The 17,973-nt window shown below is 60.4% G+C and carries 17 protein-coding genes; 7 read left to right on the top strand and 10 right to left on the bottom strand.

Annotation, left to right across the window (positions count from 1 at the left end; genetic code table 11):
- The first annotated feature begins 22 nt into the window (after positions 1-22).
- Both ACYZT8_RS16555 and ACYZT8_RS16550 read left to right on the top strand, forming a co-directional pair.
- Positions 23-814: an SDR family NAD(P)-dependent oxidoreductase gene (locus tag ACYZT8_RS16555; RefSeq protein WP_461974264.1), complete on the top strand. Its 792-nt coding sequence runs from the start codon at positions 23-25 to the stop codon at positions 812-814.
- Between the two features lie 101 nt (positions 815-915).
- Complete coding sequence (locus tag ACYZT8_RS16550) at positions 916-1,836, top strand: pyridoxal-phosphate dependent enzyme (RefSeq protein WP_461974262.1); 921 nt, start codon at positions 916-918, stop codon at positions 1,834-1,836.
- 51 nt (positions 1,837-1,887) lie between these two features.
- Here the strand turns inward: ACYZT8_RS16550 and ACYZT8_RS16545 are convergent, their stop codons facing one another.
- From ACYZT8_RS16545 to ACYZT8_RS16515, 7 genes are all read right to left on the bottom strand, one after another.
- Positions 1,888-2,202 (bottom strand): DUF2388 domain-containing protein, encoded by a 315-nt coding sequence (locus ACYZT8_RS16545; RefSeq protein WP_461974260.1) that lies wholly within the window; start codon positions 2,200-2,202, stop codon positions 1,888-1,890.
- A gap of 108 nt (positions 2,203-2,310) precedes the next feature.
- The gene (locus ACYZT8_RS16540; RefSeq protein WP_461974258.1) at positions 2,311-3,081 is read right to left on the bottom strand and encodes a hypothetical protein; all 771 of its coding nucleotides are present in this window, start codon (positions 3,079-3,081) and stop codon (positions 2,311-2,313) included.
- Positions 3,082-3,316: 235 nt separating this feature from the next.
- A complete protein-coding gene (locus tag ACYZT8_RS16535) occupies positions 3,317-3,670 on the bottom strand; it encodes a DUF2493 domain-containing protein (protein WP_461974256.1) in 354 nt (117 codons plus the stop codon).
- Positions 3,658-5,313: a Na/Pi cotransporter family protein gene (locus tag ACYZT8_RS16530; RefSeq protein ID WP_461974254.1), complete on the bottom strand. Its 1,656-nt coding sequence runs from the start codon at positions 5,311-5,313 to the stop codon at positions 3,658-3,660. The genes ACYZT8_RS16535 and ACYZT8_RS16530 overlap by 13 nt, the downstream gene beginning before the upstream one ends.
- 201 nt (positions 5,314-5,514) lie before the next feature.
- Positions 5,515-8,235 (bottom strand): magnesium-translocating P-type ATPase, encoded by a 2,721-nt coding sequence (gene mgtA, locus ACYZT8_RS16525; RefSeq protein WP_461974252.1) that lies wholly within the window; start codon positions 8,233-8,235, stop codon positions 5,515-5,517.
- A gap of 286 nt (positions 8,236-8,521) precedes the next feature.
- Positions 8,522-8,797 (bottom strand): hypothetical protein, encoded by a 276-nt coding sequence (locus ACYZT8_RS16520; RefSeq protein ID WP_461974251.1) that lies wholly within the window; start codon positions 8,795-8,797, stop codon positions 8,522-8,524.
- 345 nt (positions 8,798-9,142) lie between these two features.
- Positions 9,143-10,147, bottom strand: a complete 1,005-nt coding sequence (locus ACYZT8_RS16515; RefSeq protein ID WP_461974249.1) for a GlxA family transcriptional regulator — start codon at positions 10,145-10,147, stop codon at positions 9,143-9,145.
- A 601-nt stretch (positions 10,148-10,748) separates the two neighbouring features.
- On the opposite strand from ACYZT8_RS16515, the gene ACYZT8_RS16510 reads away from it, so the two are divergent.
- Entirely contained in the window at positions 10,749-11,687 is a 939-nt protein-coding gene (locus ACYZT8_RS16510; protein ID WP_461974247.1) for a cyclase family protein, read from the top strand.
- 269 nt (positions 11,688-11,956) lie between these two features.
- On the top strand, positions 11,957-12,550 hold the full coding sequence (locus ACYZT8_RS16505; protein WP_461974245.1) for a DinB family protein: 594 nt from the start codon (positions 11,957-11,959) through the stop codon (positions 12,548-12,550).
- Here the strand turns inward: ACYZT8_RS16505 and ACYZT8_RS16500 are convergent.
- The 3 genes from ACYZT8_RS16500 to ACYZT8_RS16490 form a co-directional block, all read right to left on the bottom strand.
- Positions 12,471-13,391, bottom strand: coding sequence for a LysR substrate-binding domain-containing protein (locus tag ACYZT8_RS16500; RefSeq protein WP_461974243.1), 921 nt, complete (start codon positions 13,389-13,391; stop codon positions 12,471-12,473). The two genes, ACYZT8_RS16505 and ACYZT8_RS16500, sit on opposite strands and share 80 nt — an antisense overlap.
- Positions 13,392-13,651: 260 nt before the next feature.
- A complete protein-coding gene (locus ACYZT8_RS16495; RefSeq protein WP_461954462.1) occupies positions 13,652-14,011 on the bottom strand; it encodes a DUF6124 family protein in 360 nt (119 codons plus the stop codon).
- 601 nt (positions 14,012-14,612) lie between these two features.
- On the bottom strand, positions 14,613-15,500 hold the full coding sequence (locus ACYZT8_RS16490; RefSeq protein WP_461974241.1) for a LysR substrate-binding domain-containing protein: 888 nt from the start codon (positions 15,498-15,500) through the stop codon (positions 14,613-14,615).
- A gap of 117 nt (positions 15,501-15,617) precedes the next feature.
- On the opposite strand from ACYZT8_RS16490, the gene ACYZT8_RS16485 reads away from it, so the two are divergent.
- The 3 genes from ACYZT8_RS16485 to ACYZT8_RS16475 are packed head-to-tail and all read left to right on the top strand — an operon-like array spanning position 15,618 to position 17,872.
- Positions 15,618-16,625, top strand: a complete 1,008-nt coding sequence (locus tag ACYZT8_RS16485) for an aldo/keto reductase (RefSeq protein WP_461974239.1) — start codon at positions 15,618-15,620, stop codon at positions 16,623-16,625.
- An 11-nt stretch (positions 16,626-16,636) separates the two neighbouring features.
- Positions 16,637-17,434, top strand: a complete 798-nt coding sequence (locus tag ACYZT8_RS16480; RefSeq protein ID WP_461974237.1) for an SDR family NAD(P)-dependent oxidoreductase — start codon at positions 16,637-16,639, stop codon at positions 17,432-17,434.
- 27 nt (positions 17,435-17,461) lie between these two features.
- Complete coding sequence (locus tag ACYZT8_RS16475) at positions 17,462-17,872, top strand: SRPBCC family protein (protein WP_461974235.1); 411 nt, start codon at positions 17,462-17,464, stop codon at positions 17,870-17,872.
- The last annotated feature ends 101 nt before the right edge of the window (positions 17,873-17,973 follow it).

The following is a 17,973-nucleotide window of genomic DNA, read 5'->3' as shown; positions in this document are numbered from 1 at the left end:
CTCACTGTGAAGGAAATTGAACATGGCTCTCTCATCCAAAGGCACCGCACTGATCACTGGCGCTTCTTCGGGCATCGGCGCGGTCTATGCCGACCGTCTCGCCCGGCAGGGTTACGACCTGATTCTGGTCGCCCGCAGCCAAGGTAAGCTCAACGCGCTGGCCAACCACCTGAGCAACGAAACCGGCCGCGCCGTGGAAGTGGTCGCCGCCGACCTCAAAGACAAGACCGGCCTGCTGCGGGTTGAAAACATTCTGCGCAACGACGCCAGCATCACCTTGCTGGTCAACAACGCCGGCGTTGGCGGTGTCATGCCGTTGCTCGGCAGCCCGGTGGATGACATGGAAGACATGATCACACTTAACATCACCGCGCTGATGCGTCTGTCCTACGCCGTGGTGCCTGGCTTCGTCGCACGGGGCGCCGGCACCGTGATCAACATTTCTTCCATCGTGGCAATCGCTCCGGAAATCCTCAACGGCGTTTACGGCGGGACCAAGGCATTCGTTCTGGGCCTGAGCCAATCGATGCACCATGAGTTGGCCGACAAAGGCATTCGCGTTCAGGCGGTGTTGCCCGGCGCCACCGCCACCGACTTCTGGAGCGAGGCCGGCAACCCGGTTGAGAACCTGCCGCAAGAGATCGTGATGTCCGCCGAGGAGATGGTCGACGCCGCGCTGGCAGGGCTGGCGAAAGGAGAAGTGGTGACGATCCCGGGCCTGCACGAGGGCGACAAATGGGACACCTACGAAGCCCAACGTCAAGTGCTGTCCGGTTCGTTCGGCCACTCATCGGCAGCGCCGCGTTATCAGTAAGACGGTGAACGTGGGGCAGGGTGAACTAAGCTTGGATAAGGATCGTTCATCACCGGCGCGTCGACACCTCGACACGCCGGTGCTGCCAAAGGGAGCTCGCGATGCTACACATCAGGACACCTTTGATTCTGCACCCAGGCTTGTCAACGCCGACCCGGCGCATCTGGCTCAAACTGGAAAACCTGCAACCCAGCGGCTCGTTCAAGCTACGGGGCATGGGCCTTTTGTGCAGTCAGGCAAAGGCGCAGGGCAAGCGCAAAGTCGTCTGTCCTTCCGGCGGTAACGCCGGTTTTGCCACCGCCGTGGCCGCCGCTGCCCTCGGGCTGAAAGCCTGCATAGTGGTGCCGCACACCACCCCGGAAACCACCCGTGCCAGGATCAGGAAAACCGGTGCCGAGGTGATCGTTCACGGCAAGGTCTGGGACGAGGCCAATCAACGGGCGAAAGAACTTTCACAGGATGCGGACACCGAATACGTGCCTGCTTTCGATCATCCCGTGTTGTGGGAAGGGCACAGCACCCTGATTGATGAAGTCCTCGAGGATTGTCCTCAAGTCGATGCGCTGGTGACGTCGGTGGGCGGCGGTGGTTTGTTGGCGGGCATCCTGACTGGATTGATGCGGCACCATCGCATGGACTGCCGGATCGTCACGTGCGAAACCCGGGGCGCGGCATCTTTCGCTGCCGCCATCGAGGCCGGGCATCCCGTCAGACTTCCACGCATCGACACCGTCGCGACATCGCTGGGCGCTGCAAGAGTCGCCGCGTGGCCGGTGCAGCACATCCTCGAATTTCCTCACGAATGTGTGGTGCTCAGTGATGACGAGGCGATCATGGGCGTGGTGCGTTACGCCAACGATCTGCGCCAACTGGTCGAGCCGGCGTGCGGTGTTTCATTGGCGGTGGCGTACCTGGATCATCCGGCGATTGCCGAAGCCCATGACGTGGTGATTGTGGTGTGTGGCGGGGTCAGCATCAGCGCGCAGTTGGTGGCCGGATGGGCGCGCTTATCCGCAGGGTGAAGCAAGGCAGGGCTGCAAATCATCCGGTTATCGCGAGCCCCATCTCAACCTTCATTGGCCAGCAACGGTTTCATGGATCAGAATCGCTCTGGCCAGCTCTTCGTCGCTTGCTTTGAGTCCGGGATTTGCCTGGCGAATCCGGTTCAACACCGACTCCAGGTACACACCGCGAATCGTACCGCCACTGGCCACGAAGCTGGAGGCGTCATCACGGGCCGGAATCGCCAGTTTGTTGTCCTTGAACGTCGAGTACAGCGATGCGGAAACCCCGGCAGAGGTGGCGACATCGCCCGCATCCACTTTGGCCATCGCGGAGCCGAAGGGTAAACACAGCAAAAGGGAAGACATGATAATCAGACGGCGCATGACGGTGTCCTCTGAAAGCGTGAAGCAAAAAGGAAGTACCTCATCATTTAGGATGCGCGGCGATCGTCAGGAGTTCCCTGTTGATGCGTTCTCCGCGCCCGATAGTGCTTAAAACCGCAGCGTTGCCCCAGTGGTCAACCACTGATCACGTTCCCCCGTCAGGTTGCGCCCCACCACCAGATCGACGTCGATGCGCTCACCGATATGCAGCCTCGGTCCGGCTTGCCAGGCCTGTTCGCCGCCTTGTTGACCGTAGCGTTCAGCGATCAGTGTCAGGGAGCGGGCCAGGTCGTATTCGACGCCGGTGCCCCAGGTCCATCGATAATTTTGCTCGCCATCGTCATAGGCGTGGGTCCAGCCGGCATTGAGGTTCAGGCGCAGGGTTTCGAGCGGTTGGTAGGTGAATGGCAGATTCAGGTCGGCGCCATCGAAGGCGTGGGCCCGATTGAAGGCAAAGTGCGCCGAACCTGCGAGCGCCAATGCCAGGCCGAGGTCTTCCCGGGAGAATATTTGCGCCTTGAATTGCGGGCTCAACTGGGTTTCCGAATCCCCATCATCGCGGCTGTGCTGCACGGCCGCGCCGAGTTGCACGTTGGGCAAGCCCTTCAATGTGCAGTCCTGTGACAGCACGCTGGTGCTGGATGAGTTGTGCCGACCGTTTTGGTACCAGGCGTCGATGTTGCATTCACCGGGCGCGTTGATCCCGGCGTCATCCACCGCATAGGCACCTCCGGCAGCGTTGGCGCTGGAGATGATGCTGAGCAACGCAATCAGGCTAAGGGTGAGGCTGACGAACAACAGATTTCGCCGCAGGGTCCGGCCCTGAGAGGGCGGCAGGTTGCGTACGAAGGACGCTAACAGACGAGTTGGTTTTGGCATGAAAGTGACCTCAAAATTTTTTGATAGCGAGCAGCGGTTGAGCCCTGATGCGGTCCTGTAGCAGCTGCCGAGCCTGCGAGGCTGCGTTCGGCTGCGAAGCAGTCGTAAAACCAGCGATTGCGATACGTCAGGCAGACCGCGTCAGCCGGACTCACGACTGCTGCGCAGCCGAACGCAGCCTCGCAGGCTCGACAGCTGCTACAGGATCGCGTTGTGGCGGGGATTGGTATCTGGCTCAGCCCCGATCCTCTACCGATAAGGTTTGCAAACCGGCCGTTCGGGCCTGGGCGACCAGTTCTTCGGTGTCTTCACCGCCGGGAAGGGCGATCACCACGTCTGGTCGGCTGTCGAGCAACATGAAGTGGTTACGCAGGCGTTCAGCCGATTTCCCGTGACGCTGCCAGTTCGGCGGGTAGCGCACGATGTCGGCGCCTTTTTCACGGGCCCACTCTTCGATGTCGCCGCCCAGGTACTGATTGCCGCCATGGATCAGCACGCGCACCGGGTGCATTCGGTGGAAGGCATCGAGGACCCGCCGGCACAGACGGCTGTCAGCGTAATGGCGACCCGCGCAGATCAAGAGGCGCATGACGGGTTTTCCTTGGTCAGGTCGGTGCTCTCGACCGGTTGTTCACCGGCACGCTCCAGCAGCGGATACCCCAGGGCGGCGATGTGGTGATGCACGCGGCGATAATCACGCAGGACCCGCTGGAAGATGTCGCCGGATTCCGCCCAGGTGTTTTTGTCCTCCTGCAACTTGCGAAAGTGCTCGCGGCTGGCGTGTGCTTCGAGCCTTCTGACGGTCTCCTTGCGATGGATCAAATGGTGCGCGGTGGGAATGTCCTCGCGCAGGAACACGGTGATCGCCAGGTTCAGGCTTTCCAGCAGCGCATCGTGCAGCGGCGCGATGTTGCCCAGCTCGAACGCCGAGAACTGTTCGCCACGGCGCAAGCGACGCATGGCCAACTGCGACAGGCTGCTGGAAAGGATGTCCGCGGCATGTTCCAGGTTGATCACGAACATCAGGATTTCCTGGGAGCGATCGGCATCGCTGTCACTGATGCCTTCCTTGCCGATATCCGCCAGATAAGCCCGAATGGCGGCGCCCAGGAGGTCCAGTGATTGATCGATGCGCCGCACTTCATCGGCACAGGCGGGCGCCGAGGTGTGGAACAGCTGCACCAGTCGGCCGAGCATCGCCGAGAGCATGTCGGCCATGCGCAACGCTTCGCGGGCAGCGTTGGACAGGCCGATGTTGGCCACTTCCAGACCCGCCTCGTCCAAGTAGTGCGGCATGCCTGGGTCGACATCCCGCTCAGGTGCCGGCAGCAGACGAGTGAGCCATTTGGCGAGCACATCGGTCAGGCCGATGAACACCAGCGCCAGCAGCAGATTGAAACCGCTGTGCAAGGACACCACCAACACCGAGGGTTCCAGCTTCAACTCGGCAAGCAGCCCGGCGAATGGCAACACCACCAGGGCACCGACCGTACGAACCAGCAGATTGCCCAGCGGCAGACGTCGGCCGACACTCGAACCGGCATTGATGACCGAGGGCAGCGCACCGCCAATGTTCACGCCCAGTACCAGCGCGACGAGGGTGGTGGGCGACAGCATGCCGGTAGCGGACAGCGAGACGATCAGCAACACCACGGCCACGCTGGAATGGCACAGCCACGTGAGAATCAGCGCCACCAGCAGCGCAATCAACAGATCACCGTCCAGGCTCTGTATGATCAACTGGAAGACCGGCGTGCCTTCGACGTCCGCCAGTGTCGAACCGAGCATGCGCAGGGCCAGGAGCATCAGCCCCAGACCGATCAGCGCACAACCGACGCTTTCGTAGCGCGAGTCATCGCGCAGACGGAACACCATCAGACCCGCCAGCAACACGATGGGCGTGAGGATTGAAACGTCGACGCTGAGCAGTTGCACCACCAGGGTCGAACCGATATTGGCACCGAGCATCACCGCCAGCGCCGGCGCCAGACCCAGGGTGCCGGCGGCCGTGAACGACGTCGCCATCAGGCTGACGGCGGTGCTGCTTTGCAGGATGCCGGTGATACCGATACCCGAGAGCAAGGCCATCCAGCGGTTGTTCAAATTGTGGCCCAGCCACTGGCGCAGTGGCGTGCCGAAGCCGCGCAACAACGCCGAAGAAATCATGTGAGTGCCCCACAGCAAGAGTGCGATGGAGCCTGCGAGGTTGATCAGTAGAGTAGTTCCCGACATCAGGACTCTCCCTTTTTCCGTGTTGCATTAATTTATGGCCCGACCACAAAAACTGTGGGAGCGGGCTTGCCCGCGATGGCGGTGTATCAGTCGACATCTCTTTTGAATGTCAGTCAGCTATCGCGAGCAAGCTCGCTCCCACAGGTTTATGTGGTGTTCAAGATATTTGGGTTTGTCCCCGTGCTTCAGGGGCTCAGGCCCTCAGAACCACTGCTTGAAGCGGCGGATGTAGATCGTCTTCATGACCTGCGCGAACACGCAGTAGCTGAGCAAGGTGCCCACCAGCCAAGGGAAGTACGCCCACGGCAGCGGTTGCAGGCCGACCAGCGTGCCCAGTGGCGAGAACGGAATGTAGATCCCCAACGCCATCACCAACCCAGTCATCAAAATCACTGGCAACGCCGCCGTGCTCTGGAAGAACGGGATCTTCTGGGTGCGCAACATATGCACCACCAACGTCTGCGACAGCAGCCCTTCGATGAACCAGCCGGACTGGAACAGGCTCTGCATTTCCACGCTGTTGGCGGCGAACACGTACCACATCAGGGCAAAAGTGGTGATGTCGAAGACGGACGAGGTCGGCCCGATCCACAACATGAAACGCCCGATGTTTTTCGCATCCCACTTGCGTGGTTTGCGCAGGAACTCCTTGTCCATCTTGTCCCACGGCAGCGACAGCTGAGAGATGTCGTACATGAGGTTTTGCAGCAGCAGGTGAATCGACAGCATCGGCAGGAACGGAATGAAGGCACTGGCCACCAGCACCGAGAACACGTTGCCGAAGTTGGAGCTGGCGGTCATGTTCAGGTACTTCATGATATTGCCGAAGGTTTCGCGGCCCTTGAGCACGCCTTCCTCCAGCACCATCAGGCTCTTTTCCAGCAGAATGATGTCGGCCGATTCCTTGGCAATGTCGGTGCCGCTGTCCACGGAAATGCCGACATCGGCATCGCGCAGGGCAGGGGCGTCGTTGATGCCATCGCCAAGGAAACCCACGGTGTGCCCGTTGGCCTGGAGAGCCTTGAGCACCCGGGATTTTTGCAGCGGCGTCAGCTTGGCGAACACCGTGCGTTCTTCAACCCGCAGCTTGAGCGTGGTGTCGTCCATGTTCTCGATGTCTTGCCCGAGCAGCGGCGTGCCGGGCTCCAGCCCGACTTCGCGGCAGATCTTGCAGGTCACCACGGCGTTGTCGCCGGTCAGCACCTTGACGGTCACGCCCATGTCGCGCAGCGCGGCAATCGCCGGGCCCGCGGTTTCCTTCGGTGGATCGAGAAAGGTCAGGAAGCCACGGATCACCAGTTCGCGTTCATCCGCGGTGTTGTACTGGTTTTTGCTTTGCGCTTTCGGAATGTCGCGGGTGGCGACCAGCAGTACCCGGAAACCGTCCTCGTTGTACTCGTTGGCCAGGGCCAGCAGGTCTTTGCGGCGCTGCTCATCGAGTGCCACGACCGTGCCGTTTTCATGAATGTGGCTGGCGATGGTCAGCATTTCCTCGACCGCGCCTTTGCACACCATCAAGTGATCGTCGCGGCTGTCCTTGACGATGATCGACAGGCGCCGACGGACGAAGTCGAACGGCAACTCATCGACTTTGCTGTAGGCAAAGGGCACGCGAAATTTTGGATTGCTATTGGCGAACTGCACCACGGCCTGGTCCATCAGGTTTTTCAGACCGCTCTGGTGATGGCTGTTGAGCCACGCCAGTTCGAGGATCGTGTCGTCGCGCCGGCCGTTGCTGTCGACGTGGTGCTCAAGAATGATCTTGTCCTGGGTCAGGGTGCCGGTCTTGTCGGTGCACAGCACGTCCATCGAACCGAAGTTCTGGATTGCATTGAGGCGCTTGACCACCACTTTGCGCTTGGCCATGGCCATCGCGCCCTTGGCCAGGTTGGCGCTGACAATCATCGGCAGCATTTCCGGGGTCAGGCCGACCGCCACCGCCAGGGCAAACAGGAACGCGTCGCTCCAGTCGCCTTTGGAGAAACCGTTGAGCAGGAACACGATCGGCACCATGACCAGCATGAAGCGGATCAGCAACCAGCTGACGCTGTTCACCCCACGGTCAAATGCCGTTTGCACCCGCGAGCCGACAATGGCTTTGGCCAGCGAACCGAAATAGGTGCGCGGGCCGGTCGCGACCACCACCGCTTTGGCGGTGCCGCTGACCACGTTGGTGCCCATAAAGCAGATGTTTGGCAGGTCCAGCAGGTTGGATTGATCGGCTGCGTTGCAGGTCGCCGACTTCTGCGCAACGTCGCCCAGGGTGTCGTACTTCTCGACGGGCAAGGCTTCGCCGGTCAACACCGCTTGGCTGATGAACAGGTCGCGGGATTCGATCAGGCGGATGTCCGCCGGGATCATGTCGCCGGCGCTGAGCTGCACGATGTCGCCGGCCACCAGTTCGCGCATCGGCACTTCGCGCAGCACCGGGCTGTTGCCGTTTTGTCCGCGCCGCAACACGGTCGCCGTGGTGCGCACCATGGCTTTGAGGGCTTCGGCGGATTTGGCCGAGCGGTATTCCTGCCAGAACCGCAGCAGGCTGCTCAGGGTGACCATGGTCATGATAATGATGACCTTGGTCAGGTCCGCATCGTCGCCTTCGCCCTGGCTGATCGGCAGCCAGTAGTCGGTGAAGAAACTGATGCCGGCCAGGGTCAGCAGGACATAGATGAAGGGATTGTTCAGGGCTTTGAGCAGTTGGACGATGGCGTGAGGCGGCTTGTCGTGGGCGACTTCGTTGAAGCCTGCACGCGCCAGCCGGCCTTCGGCCTCGAGTTCGGTCAAACCGTCAGGGGTGGCGTTGAGATTGGCGAGGGTCACGGCCAGGCCGTTTTGCGCTTCCCGGGCGGCGCGCATCGACAGTTTGGCGTTGTCGCTGCTGGCGCCTTTGGCGCGAGTATCCGGAGTTTTTACAGTCGTCATTGTGTGTGCTCCTGCCGCCGACTTGCGGCACGACACACAGCCCACTCATCTATTCATAGGCGAGCGAATGTATGTCGAGTCGCAAACAGGCGATCAATTTCGAAAGTGTTGTTTTCTTGTGTTTTAACGTTCGCTGCGTATCAACGAAAAGTTGATGCGCAGCGAACCGTCTACTGGCTTCGTCCATAACTAACTCCAACAACTTTATGTTTTAACAGGCAACAGGAAGTTGCCGAATTCCGTATTAAGGAAGACGTCGATGGAAGGACTTTGAAGTGCCTTCAGATCAGCTGAAAGTGCAGGCCCCGAGGGTCAGGCCGAACATTCGCGCGATGCGCCGACTCGGTGGTTCCTGGCTGTCGTCGAAGCTCCAGCGTTGCTGAAGCCGGCCCGTCATCGGGCAGACGCGCCAGTTGGCACGAGGGTGTGCCTTGGCAGGGGAAGAAGGGGTGGAAAACGGGGCGCTGACCCGAGTCGTCAATAGACGCTCACGGCACAGCTTGACCCGCATGGTCGATGCAAAGGCGCGTACGCCCGGCATTACGGTGGTTTTGAAGTTCATAACATGCCTCTGGACCGGACGGACGCCGGTGAGGCAAGTTACGGTGGAGCATCAAGCTCTAGCGCAGCTCACCCGACCGAAAAGTCGAGTCCCGTCATTTACTGGGTTATGTGCCAGGTTCCGCGAATTCGCAGTGTCCCGACAGCGACTAGATACTGTGTCCATTGGATTCTTTTGTGAGTTGAAAAAAGGCCTTCTTCGAAGGCCCGGGCAATTTACTCAGGGAGGTGGGTGAAGTCAACCTTCAATGTCCGCTAAATACCGAATTGAATGGAAAAACTTCAAATCTTCATATTGAAGTTGAAACGGGTTCAGCTAAATGACAGTTAGTTGCATGCTCCGTGATTAACGGGAGAATCGATTGCGATAATCCCTTGGCGAGATGCCAAGGTTGCGCTGAAAGGTAAAGCGCATGCGCTCTTCATCACCAAACCCGCATTGCCGGGCAATTTGATCAATGTTGCGCTCGGATTCTTCCAGCAGGCGTCGGGCGGCTTCCAGTCGCAGCACTTCCACCGATTTGGCCGGGGTGCGGCCAGTCTTGAGTTTGTAGACCCGGGCAAAATTTCGCGGGCTCATTTGCATCTTTTCTGCCAGCGCTTCGACGGTGAGCTTTTCGCTGCTCAGGTTTTGCGCGATCCACAGGTGCAAATCGTCGAAGGCGGCACCGTCCTCGGTCTGCGATTGCAGCAATTGGCTGTACTGGGCCTGGCCGCCGGGACGCTTGAGAAACACCACCAGTTCCCGAGCTACCTCCAGCGCCACTTCACGGCCGCAGTCGGCTTCCACCATCGCCAGCGCCAAGTCGATTCCGGCGCTGACACCCGCCGATGTCCACACCGAACCTTGCTGGATGAAGATCGCATCGCTATCGACTTCAATCGACGGGAATCCCCGCTTGAGCATGTCGCACATGGCCCAGTGAGTCGCTGCGCGACGGCCGTCGAGCAAACCGGCTTGCGCCAGCAGGAAGGCGCCGCTGCACACCGAGGCGGTACGCTTGACGTTGACCGCTGCCGATTTCAGCCAGGCGACCAACGCCTGGGAACTGCTCATTGCATGACGAATATCCGGCGCGCCGGGGACGATCAGGGTATCGATCGAATGCTCGTCGAAGTCGCTCAATCGCAACGTGTCTACCGACAGACCTTCCGCGGTCTGAATCAACCCGCCAGTGAGGCTGGCGGTGTGCCGGATGTAACCCGGCAAACTGCGCTCGGCCATGGCTTTGGAAGCCGCCCAGAACACGGTTTGCGCCCCGGTCAGATCCAGCAGGCCCATCTCCGGGAACGCGACGAACACGATAGAGCGCGGCTGATCGGGCTGAGGTGTTCGGGTTATGTCGTTCATGGGCTTCTGTGTCAGCGACGCCGGTTCAAGCGGCTGGATTTCCGGGGTTTATGTCATTGCTGCCGGCAGAGTTCAACCTTCAAGCGACGAAGTGGCCGCCAGTCCCATGAATACCAGTCGGCTTACCACATTCCCTGTAGGAGTGAGCTTGCTCGCGATAGCGGTCTGTCAGCCACGTCGGTGCTGAATGACCCACCGCTATCGCGAGCAGGCTCACTCCCACAGGGGTTCAGCGGTGGTCACATAAACCAGGAGTGCCGCCCATCGAGTGTGGGAGCTAGCCTGCTGGCGATAGCGGTCTGCCTGCCAGCTCATCTGTTGAATGTGCCGCCGTCATCGCGAGCAGGCTCACTCCCACAGGGGTTCAGCGATGGTCAAAAAAACCTGGAGTGACGCCCATCCAGTGTGGGAGCTAGCCTGCTGGCGATAGGTCTATCTCTGACAGCGCAACTCTTGAATGTGCCGCCGTCATTGCAGGCAGGCTCACTCCTACAAGTGTCACTCGTGACAATCCAGAACAATTGTATTGCCCATCCTTGTCTGTTTCGCCACAGACGGGCTGCGTACCTTGGGTCCACTGCAACCTCACAAGGACTCGCTCATGCTCAATCGATTGGTACTGCCGTTTGCCCTGTTGTTCACCCTCAATGCCGCCCACGCGGCGGATGCCGAAAAATGGTACCCCTCGAAATACGGCGCCAACGATGAAATCGGTGCGCTGAACCTGCTCAACGCCGAGTCGGTGATCAACGCCTCGAAACTGATCAAGACCGGCAAAACCTACCCGCTGGCCGTGCCCATCGACAAAACCCTGCCGGCCTTCCGTCATCGCAGCTTTCACTTGACCAACATCCAGCCAGGCGAGGCGGGCGGCACCACCATGGGGCCGAACAAATTCACCTTCAACGATGAGCTGGTGGTCGGCTGGACCGGCGTCGGCACCCAGCTCAACGGGATCGGACACATCGGCATCGACAACGTCTACTACAACGGTAACCGTGCCGCCGACTTCGTGACCGTGGAAGGGGTGAAGAAGCTCGGCATCGAAAAAGTCCCGCCCATCGTCACCCGTGGCGTGGTGCTGGACATGACCGCCGTCTACGGCAGCGCCATCGTGCCGGAAAAAACCGAGTTCAGCGTCGCCGACATTCAGAAGGCACTGGACCTGCAAGGCATCAGCATTCAGAAGGGCGACGTGGTGCTGTTCAACACCGGCTGGCTGGAACTGCTGGGCAAGGACAACGAAAAATTCCTCGCCGTGGAACCGGGCATCGGCATGGCTGCGGCCAAATGGCTGGTGGACAAGCAGATCGTCGCGTTCGGCGGCGACACCTGGGCTTCGGAAATCTACCCGGCCAAAGACGGCCAGGAATTCCCGGTCAACCAATTCATGCTGGCCAAGAACGGCATCTACAACCTCGAGTTGATCGACAGCCGCGCGCTGGTCAAAGACAAGGCGTGGGAGTTCATGTTTGTCCTCGGACAGCCGCTGTACAAGGGCTCGACCCAGGTCAACATCAACCCGGTCGCGATACGCTGACACCCACCGTCCGAAGTCGTAACGCACCCGTAGCAGCTGGCGAAGCCTGCGTTCGGCTGCGCAGCAGACGTAAATCCTGCGCACGCGGTTTTTCTGAAACACTGCATTGCCTGATTTCACGACTGCTGCGCAGCCGAACGCAGCCTCGCGCTGCTCGGCAGCTGCTACACCGAACGCATCGTGGCGAAGTGCCGGTTATCAGCCTTTGCAATGCCGCCCGCTGTGAGGGCTATGCTTGCCAGTGCGCCCATCGTAATGGGAGAACTGTGATGATCAACGTACGCACTGCCCGCATGCTTGCCGATTACAAGCAATGGGCCGATCAGCGCCTCTTTGACAGCCTGGCCGCATTGCCGCCGGGGGAGGTCAACAAAGAGCGGGTGTCGGTGTTCAGAAACATGATCGGCACCCTGAACCACATCTACGTCGTGGACTGCATCTGGCAGGCTCACCTCGAAGGCAGAGGGCACGGCTTCAAAACCTCACACGACCTGCTGCATCCCGACCTGGCCGACTTGCGCATGGCGCAAAAGGAGATCGATCACTGGTATTGCCGGTGGAGCGCCCGGCAGAGCGAGACGTCGCTGGATAAACCCGTCGAGTTCACGTTTGTCTCGGGCGAGAGCGGCACCATGAGCGCCGGCGCGATGCTGCTGCACGTGGTCAATCACGCCAGTTATCACCGTGGCTGGGTGATCCAGATGTACTTCGATATTCCGGCCATGCCACCGATGACCGACATGCCGATCTTCTTGCGCGAGACCGATCCGGATTTCAACTCGCTCAGAGCACCGGCAGTTCGGCCGACATGTGTTGGGCAATTCGCGAGCGCAACCAACGTTCTGCCGGATCGTTATCGTTGACCCCGTTCCAGACCATGGACAGTTCGGACAGCACGATGTCAAACGGCGGGTCGTCGGCACGCAACTGGCTGCTGCCTTCGATCAGCGCACACGCCGCGTAGTCCGGCACCGTGGCGAGCATATCGGTGCCGGCCAGCAAGGCGCGCAGCCCGGAGAACTGCGGCACCGCCAACACCACCCGCCGTGAGCGGCCGATGCGCGCCAGATCGTTGTCGATGGCCCCAGTCAAATCCCCGGAAAACGACACCAGCGCGTGAGGGCGAGCGCAGTATTCATCCAGGGTCAGGGGGCCGGGACGGTCATCGCCACGCAATATCTTCACGCTCAAATCCCGCAGTTTCTTGCGCTTGGCATTGGCCGGCAGCTCGGTGGTGTAGCTGATCCCGACGGAAATCTCCCCGGAGCCGAGCATCGACGACATCAGCAAGTAATTCACCCGACGCACCACCACCACGACGTTCTGCGCCTCCTCGCGAATCTGCTTGAGCAGCGGCGGAAACAAGCCGAACTCGGCATCGTCGGACAGGCCGATACGGAACACATCGCGGCTGGTGGCCGGGTCGAAATCCTTGGCCCGGCTGACCGCGCCGGAAATGGTATCCATCGCCGGCTGCAATTCCTTGAGAATCGCCAAGGCCCGCTGGGTCGGCTCCAACACCCGACCGTTGCGCACCAGCAACGGGTCGTCAAACAGATCGCGCAACTTGGCCAACGAAGCACTGACGGCAGGCTGACCGAGGAACAGCTTCTCCCCGGCCCGGGTCAGGTTCTTCTCGAACATCAACGTTTCGAAAATCACCAGCAGATTCATGTCCACGCGGCGCAGGTCGTTGCGGTTCATGTTGAGGGGGCTCGCAGGGTTTTGGGGTCTTTTCAGTAAAGCATCAAACCTTGTGGTGAGAGGCCGCCTGAGATGAGGGACTACTTGTGGCGAGGGGGCTTGTCGGAGCGCCGCACCGCCCCGTTCGGCTGCGAAGCAGTCGTAAATCCTGGGCACTCGGTTTATCTGAATGACCGTGGTTCTAGGTTTTGGTGCCTCTGAGCTACGCAACGGCCCCAAAAAAGGGACCATTGCACAGCCCAACATCAGCTACCCACGACCTACTTGGGCAAATCAATTTTATCCAGCACTCGATTCGCCGTGATCTCCGCCATCATGATGCTGTTGGAAATACCCAGCAGCGCATAACGCGATTCACCCTCCAGGTGATCCACCAACTGGTGGACCATCACATCAACCGAGGCTAGCGTCTCGACGAGATACACCGCCAATGTTTCGGCCGTGGCTTCCGGGTCTACGGAAAACAGGGTGCTTCGTGTTCGCGGGGTGGCTTTGATGTCGGCGTTCGATGGGAAGTGGAAGTCGAGGGCGCGCTCGGCGGCTTCGTTGAGTTTTTTTGAATCGGGTTCGTACGGCGAGGCTGGATCGGTGCCTGGTGGATTAGGTGTGACTTTGAACATAGATGCTTCCCTTTTGTAGTAGGGGCCGCAACCATCTCGCGACTAAACGAGGGGGTGGCAGCCATGCGCAAGTTAGTCGACCGGTAAGGAAAAGCAAAAATCCGGCGCGTCCGAAGACGCCTTGCGCACAGCTGCCATAAATACAGGCGAATACCTGCTGACGATGCTCGTGCGACCGCTTTAACTTAGCCGGGCGACTAAACCCGATCACTGATGAGCAGTGACGGGAATCAAGTTACCGAGCGACTCTCAGACGCACAAGCCGGCGGATTCTGGCGCAGCCGTAGGCAACGGCGCAAGATTTTGTAGCTTTCAGGAAGTATCTTTGAGGGTGCTTAAACAAGCTCTGTTTTATGGTTAAACAGCTGAGCGGGATAAGGAACGCATCACCAGACCCTGTGGCGAGGGAGCTTGCTCCCGCTGGGGCGCGCAGCGGCCCCAAAACCTGCAACCGCGTGCTGTCAGGATGACCGCGTTGGATGGCTTGGCGCCTGCTACGCAGCCGAGCGAGAGCAAGCTCCCTCGCCACAGGGTTTTTGTGAACTTCACACATTAAGGTGTCATCACCACAGGGTTTGATCGTTCCCCACGCGGGGAACGATCATTGCGACCCCGGCTCTGTCAGCACCTTCCTGAACGTCTCCACCAACGGCCGCAAATTGATCCGGTGCCACGCCGCCCACAGCGGTCTGGTGTAGCCAATCCACGGTACTTCCCGCAGCACCACGCCCGGCGGTGCGTTGCGGCTCAAACCTTTCTGAATCATCGCGATGCCCAGTCCCGAGGCCACTAGAGCCATTGCAGTGAAGGGACCGGTGGCTTCCATGCGGATGTCCGGGGTGAAGCCGGCGCGGATGCAGGCGCTGACGAAGTCTGCGCGGCTAGTGAGGTGCTGCACACCTATCCACTCCTGATCAGCGAGGTCCGCCGGGGTCAGTGTGGCTTGGTGGGCGAGGCGATGGTCCTCGGGCAGGGCCAGCAGCATCGGGTCGTCCAGCACTTGAAAACCCAGCAGGTCTGGATCGTCGGCGACGGGCGGTTCGCTGACCAGGGCGATATCGAGACTACGCTGACGCAGGCCTTCGAGTTGTTCGGCGGAGCTCTGGTTGTACAGCGCAACGTGCACGTTCGGCCGGTCGACGCGCAGTACCCGCAAGGCGTTGGGCAGCACGCCAGCGTGCATGGCGTTTTCAATGTAGCCGATGCACAAGCCGCCTTCTTCACCGCGACCGAGGCGTTTGCCCAGGGATTCGAGGCGGTTGGCGTGGGTCAGCAGGGCGCGGGTTTCGGCGAGGAAGGTCTGGCCGTCGCGGGTCAGGCGGATGCGCTGCTGGCTGCGCTCGAACAGGGTCAGGCCCAGGCGTTCTTCGAGCTGGGCGATCTGCCGGCTCAGGGGCGACTGGGAGATATGCAAACGTTCGGCGGCGCGACCGACGTGTTCTTCTTCGGCGACGGCGACGAAGTAGCGCAATTGGCGGATGTCGATCATGTCAGACCTCTGGGGACTCAAGTGCTGCGCATTATGTCTTGGACGGTCCGACCGTCGCAATCTAGGATCTGCTCAACGGTCACTCAGCTGACCTCTGAAACTGACGAGGATTGAATCATGAGCTTGAAAGACAAACTGCCCGGCGCGCTGGGTTTCGGTACTGCCCCATTGGGCAACATGTTCCGCGCCATCCCTGAAGACGAAGCGCAGGCCACCGTCCACGCAGCCTGGGATGCCGGCGTGCGTTACTACGACACCGCACCGTTTTACGGTTCGGGTCTGTCGGAGATTCGCCTGGGCGCCGCGTTGGCTAAATACAACCGCGACGACTACGTGCTGAGCAGCAAAGTCGGCCGGGTCATCCTGGATGAAGTCGAAGACGTCGCCGCCCGCGACTTGGGTGAAAAAAGCGGCGTGTTCGAGCACGGCCGCCCGAACAAGATCGTCAACGACTACAGCGCCGACGCGACGATGCGTTCGATCGAGGACAGCCTCAAGCGCCTGCAAACCGACCGCCTGGACATCGTCTGGGTGCATGACATCGCACAGGATTTCTACGGCGATCAGTGGCTGGAATACTTCAACCAGGCCCGCACTGGCGCGTTCAAAGTGCTGACCCGTTTGCGCGAAGAAGGTGTGATCAAAGGTTGGGGCCTTGGCGTGAACAAGGTCGAGCCGTGCGAACTGACCCTTGATCTGACCGAAGCCCAACCGGACGGTTTTCTGCTGGCGGGTCGCTACACTCTTCTCGACCACGACCGTGCCTTGCAACGTCTGATGGACGCGGCCCTGGCGCAGAACGTCGAAATCGTGGTCGGCGGTCCTTACAGCTCGGGCATTCTGGCCGGCGGCACGCACTTCGAATACCAGAAGGCCAGCCCGGCGATCGTCAACAAAGTCGAGCAGATCAAACGCATCGCTGCCGCCCACGGTGTCGACATCAAAGCCGCTGCGTTGCAGTTCTCGCTCGCCAACCCGGCCGTGGCGGCGGTGATTCCTGGCTCCAGCCGCCCAGACCGGATTGCTGAAGATGTTGCCGCATTGTCGGCCGTCATTCCCGCAGCTTTCTGGCAGGCGATGCGCGACGCGAAACTGGTGAGCGAACGCGCTCCATTGCCAATCTGAGGAGTTTGAGCATGAAGATCGATCTGACTGGAAAACTGGCGATTGTCAGCGGCAGCACCGCCGGCATTGGCCTGGGCATCAGCAAGACGCTGGCCGAAGCCGGCGCCACGGTGGTGGTGATTGGCCGTGAGACGGCCAAGGTCGAGCAGGCGCTGGCGAGCATTCGCCAGAGCGTGCCGGGCGCGCAACTGCGTGGCCTGACCGCCGACCTTGGCACCGCCGAAGGTGCCGAGCAGCTGTTCGTCGCCGAACCGCGCGCCGACATCCTGGTGAACAACCTCGGGATCTTCAACGATGTCGATTTTTTCGACACGCCCGACAGCGAGTGGACGCGATTCTATGAGGTCAACGTGATCTCCGGCGTGCGCCTGTCCCGGCATTACGTGCCGGACATGGTCAAGCAGGGCTGGGGCCGGGTGATTTTCCTGTCCTCGGAATCCGGCATCGCCATCCCTGCGGACATGCTCAACTACGGCGTGACCAAAAGCGCCAACCTCGCGGTGTCCCACGGTCTGGCCAAACGGCTGGCGGGCACGGGCGTGACGGTCAACGCGATCCTGCCGGGTCCGACGTTGACCGATGGCCTGGAACAGATGCTCAAGGACGCCACCGCAGCATCGGGCCGCAGCGTCAAGGAAGAAGCCGATGCGTTCGTGCGCAAGGCGCGGCCGACCTCGATCATCCAGCGCGTGGCGGATGTCGAGGAAGTCGCCAACTTGGTGGCCTACATCGCCTCGCCACTGTCTTCGGCCACGACGGGTGCGGCCTTGCGGGTCGACGGCGGTGTTGTCGACAGCATGGCGATCTGACTTTTATTGATTAAGCGAGAACATTACATGGCAAGTGCATCAGCGTTTATCGACATTCCGGCTTCGGCCGACAAGGTTTGGCAATTGATTGGCGGCTTCGACACGCTGCCGGACTGGCTGCCGTTTATCCCGAAAAGCGAACTGAGTGAAGGCGGGCGGGTGCGCAGTTTGCAAACGTCCGACGGGGCGGTGGTGGTTGAACGGCTGGAGACGTTTGATAACGCCGGGAAGACTTACAGTTACTCGATTTTGCAGGCACCGTTTCCGGCGACTGATTATCTGGCGACGATCAAGGTTGAGGCCCAAGGGCAGGGAGCTCGGGTGACGTGGTCGGGTCGGTTTTTGCCGGTCGGGGTGAGTGATCAAGAGGTTGAGGAGTTGTTTACCGGGATTTATCAGGGTGGACTAGAGGCCCTGCGGGCGAACTACCCATCCTGACAGACACAGTAGATCCCCTGTGGGAGCGGGCTTGCCCGCGATAGCGGAGTGTCAGGCGACAGTGTTTTGTCTGTCAGGCCGCCATCGCGGGCAAGCCCGCT

The organism is Pseudomonas sp. LB3P93, from assembly GCF_054898025.1.
This window is presented reverse-complemented; position numbering and strand designations above follow the sequence as displayed.

Bases quoted from the DNA above. Each gene is read 5' to 3' on its own strand.
- ACYZT8_RS16555 (WP_461974264.1), top strand. From the start codon at position 23: ATGGCTCTCTCATCCAAAGGCACCGCACTGATCACTGGCGCTTCTTCG.
- ACYZT8_RS16550 (WP_461974262.1), top strand. From the start codon at position 916: ATGCTACACATCAGGACACCTTTGATTCTGCACCCAGGCTTGTCAACG.
- ACYZT8_RS16545 (WP_461974260.1), bottom strand. From the start codon at position 2,202: ATGCGCCGTCTGATTATCATGTCTTCCCTTTTGCTGTGTTTACCCTTC.
- ACYZT8_RS16540 (WP_461974258.1), bottom strand. From the start codon at position 3,081: ATGCCAAAACCAACTCGTCTGTTAGCGTCCTTCGTACGCAACCTGCCG.
- ACYZT8_RS16535 (WP_461974256.1), bottom strand. From the start codon at position 3,670: ATGCGCCTCTTGATCTGCGCGGGTCGCCATTACGCTGACAGCCGTCTG.
- ACYZT8_RS16530 (WP_461974254.1), bottom strand. From the start codon at position 5,313: ATGTCGGGAACTACTCTACTGATCAACCTCGCAGGCTCCATCGCACTC.
- mgtA (WP_461974252.1), bottom strand. From the start codon at position 8,235: ATGACGACTGTAAAAACTCCGGATACTCGCGCCAAAGGCGCCAGCAGC.
- ACYZT8_RS16520 (WP_461974251.1), bottom strand. From the start codon at position 8,797: ATGAACTTCAAAACCACCGTAATGCCGGGCGTACGCGCCTTTGCATCG.
- ACYZT8_RS16515 (WP_461974249.1), bottom strand. From the start codon at position 10,147: ATGAACGACATAACCCGAACACCTCAGCCCGATCAGCCGCGCTCTATC.
- ACYZT8_RS16510 (WP_461974247.1), top strand. From the start codon at position 10,749: ATGCTCAATCGATTGGTACTGCCGTTTGCCCTGTTGTTCACCCTCAAT.
- ACYZT8_RS16505 (WP_461974245.1), top strand. From the start codon at position 11,957: ATGATCAACGTACGCACTGCCCGCATGCTTGCCGATTACAAGCAATGG.
- ACYZT8_RS16500 (WP_461974243.1), bottom strand. From the start codon at position 13,391: ATGAACCGCAACGACCTGCGCCGCGTGGACATGAATCTGCTGGTGATT.
- ACYZT8_RS16495 (WP_461954462.1), bottom strand. From the start codon at position 14,011: ATGTTCAAAGTCACACCTAATCCACCAGGCACCGATCCAGCCTCGCCG.
- ACYZT8_RS16490 (WP_461974241.1), bottom strand. From the start codon at position 15,500: ATGATCGACATCCGCCAATTGCGCTACTTCGTCGCCGTCGCCGAAGAA.
- ACYZT8_RS16485 (WP_461974239.1), top strand. From the start codon at position 15,618: ATGAGCTTGAAAGACAAACTGCCCGGCGCGCTGGGTTTCGGTACTGCC.
- ACYZT8_RS16480 (WP_461974237.1), top strand. From the start codon at position 16,637: ATGAAGATCGATCTGACTGGAAAACTGGCGATTGTCAGCGGCAGCACC.
- ACYZT8_RS16475 (WP_461974235.1), top strand. From the start codon at position 17,462: ATGGCAAGTGCATCAGCGTTTATCGACATTCCGGCTTCGGCCGACAAG.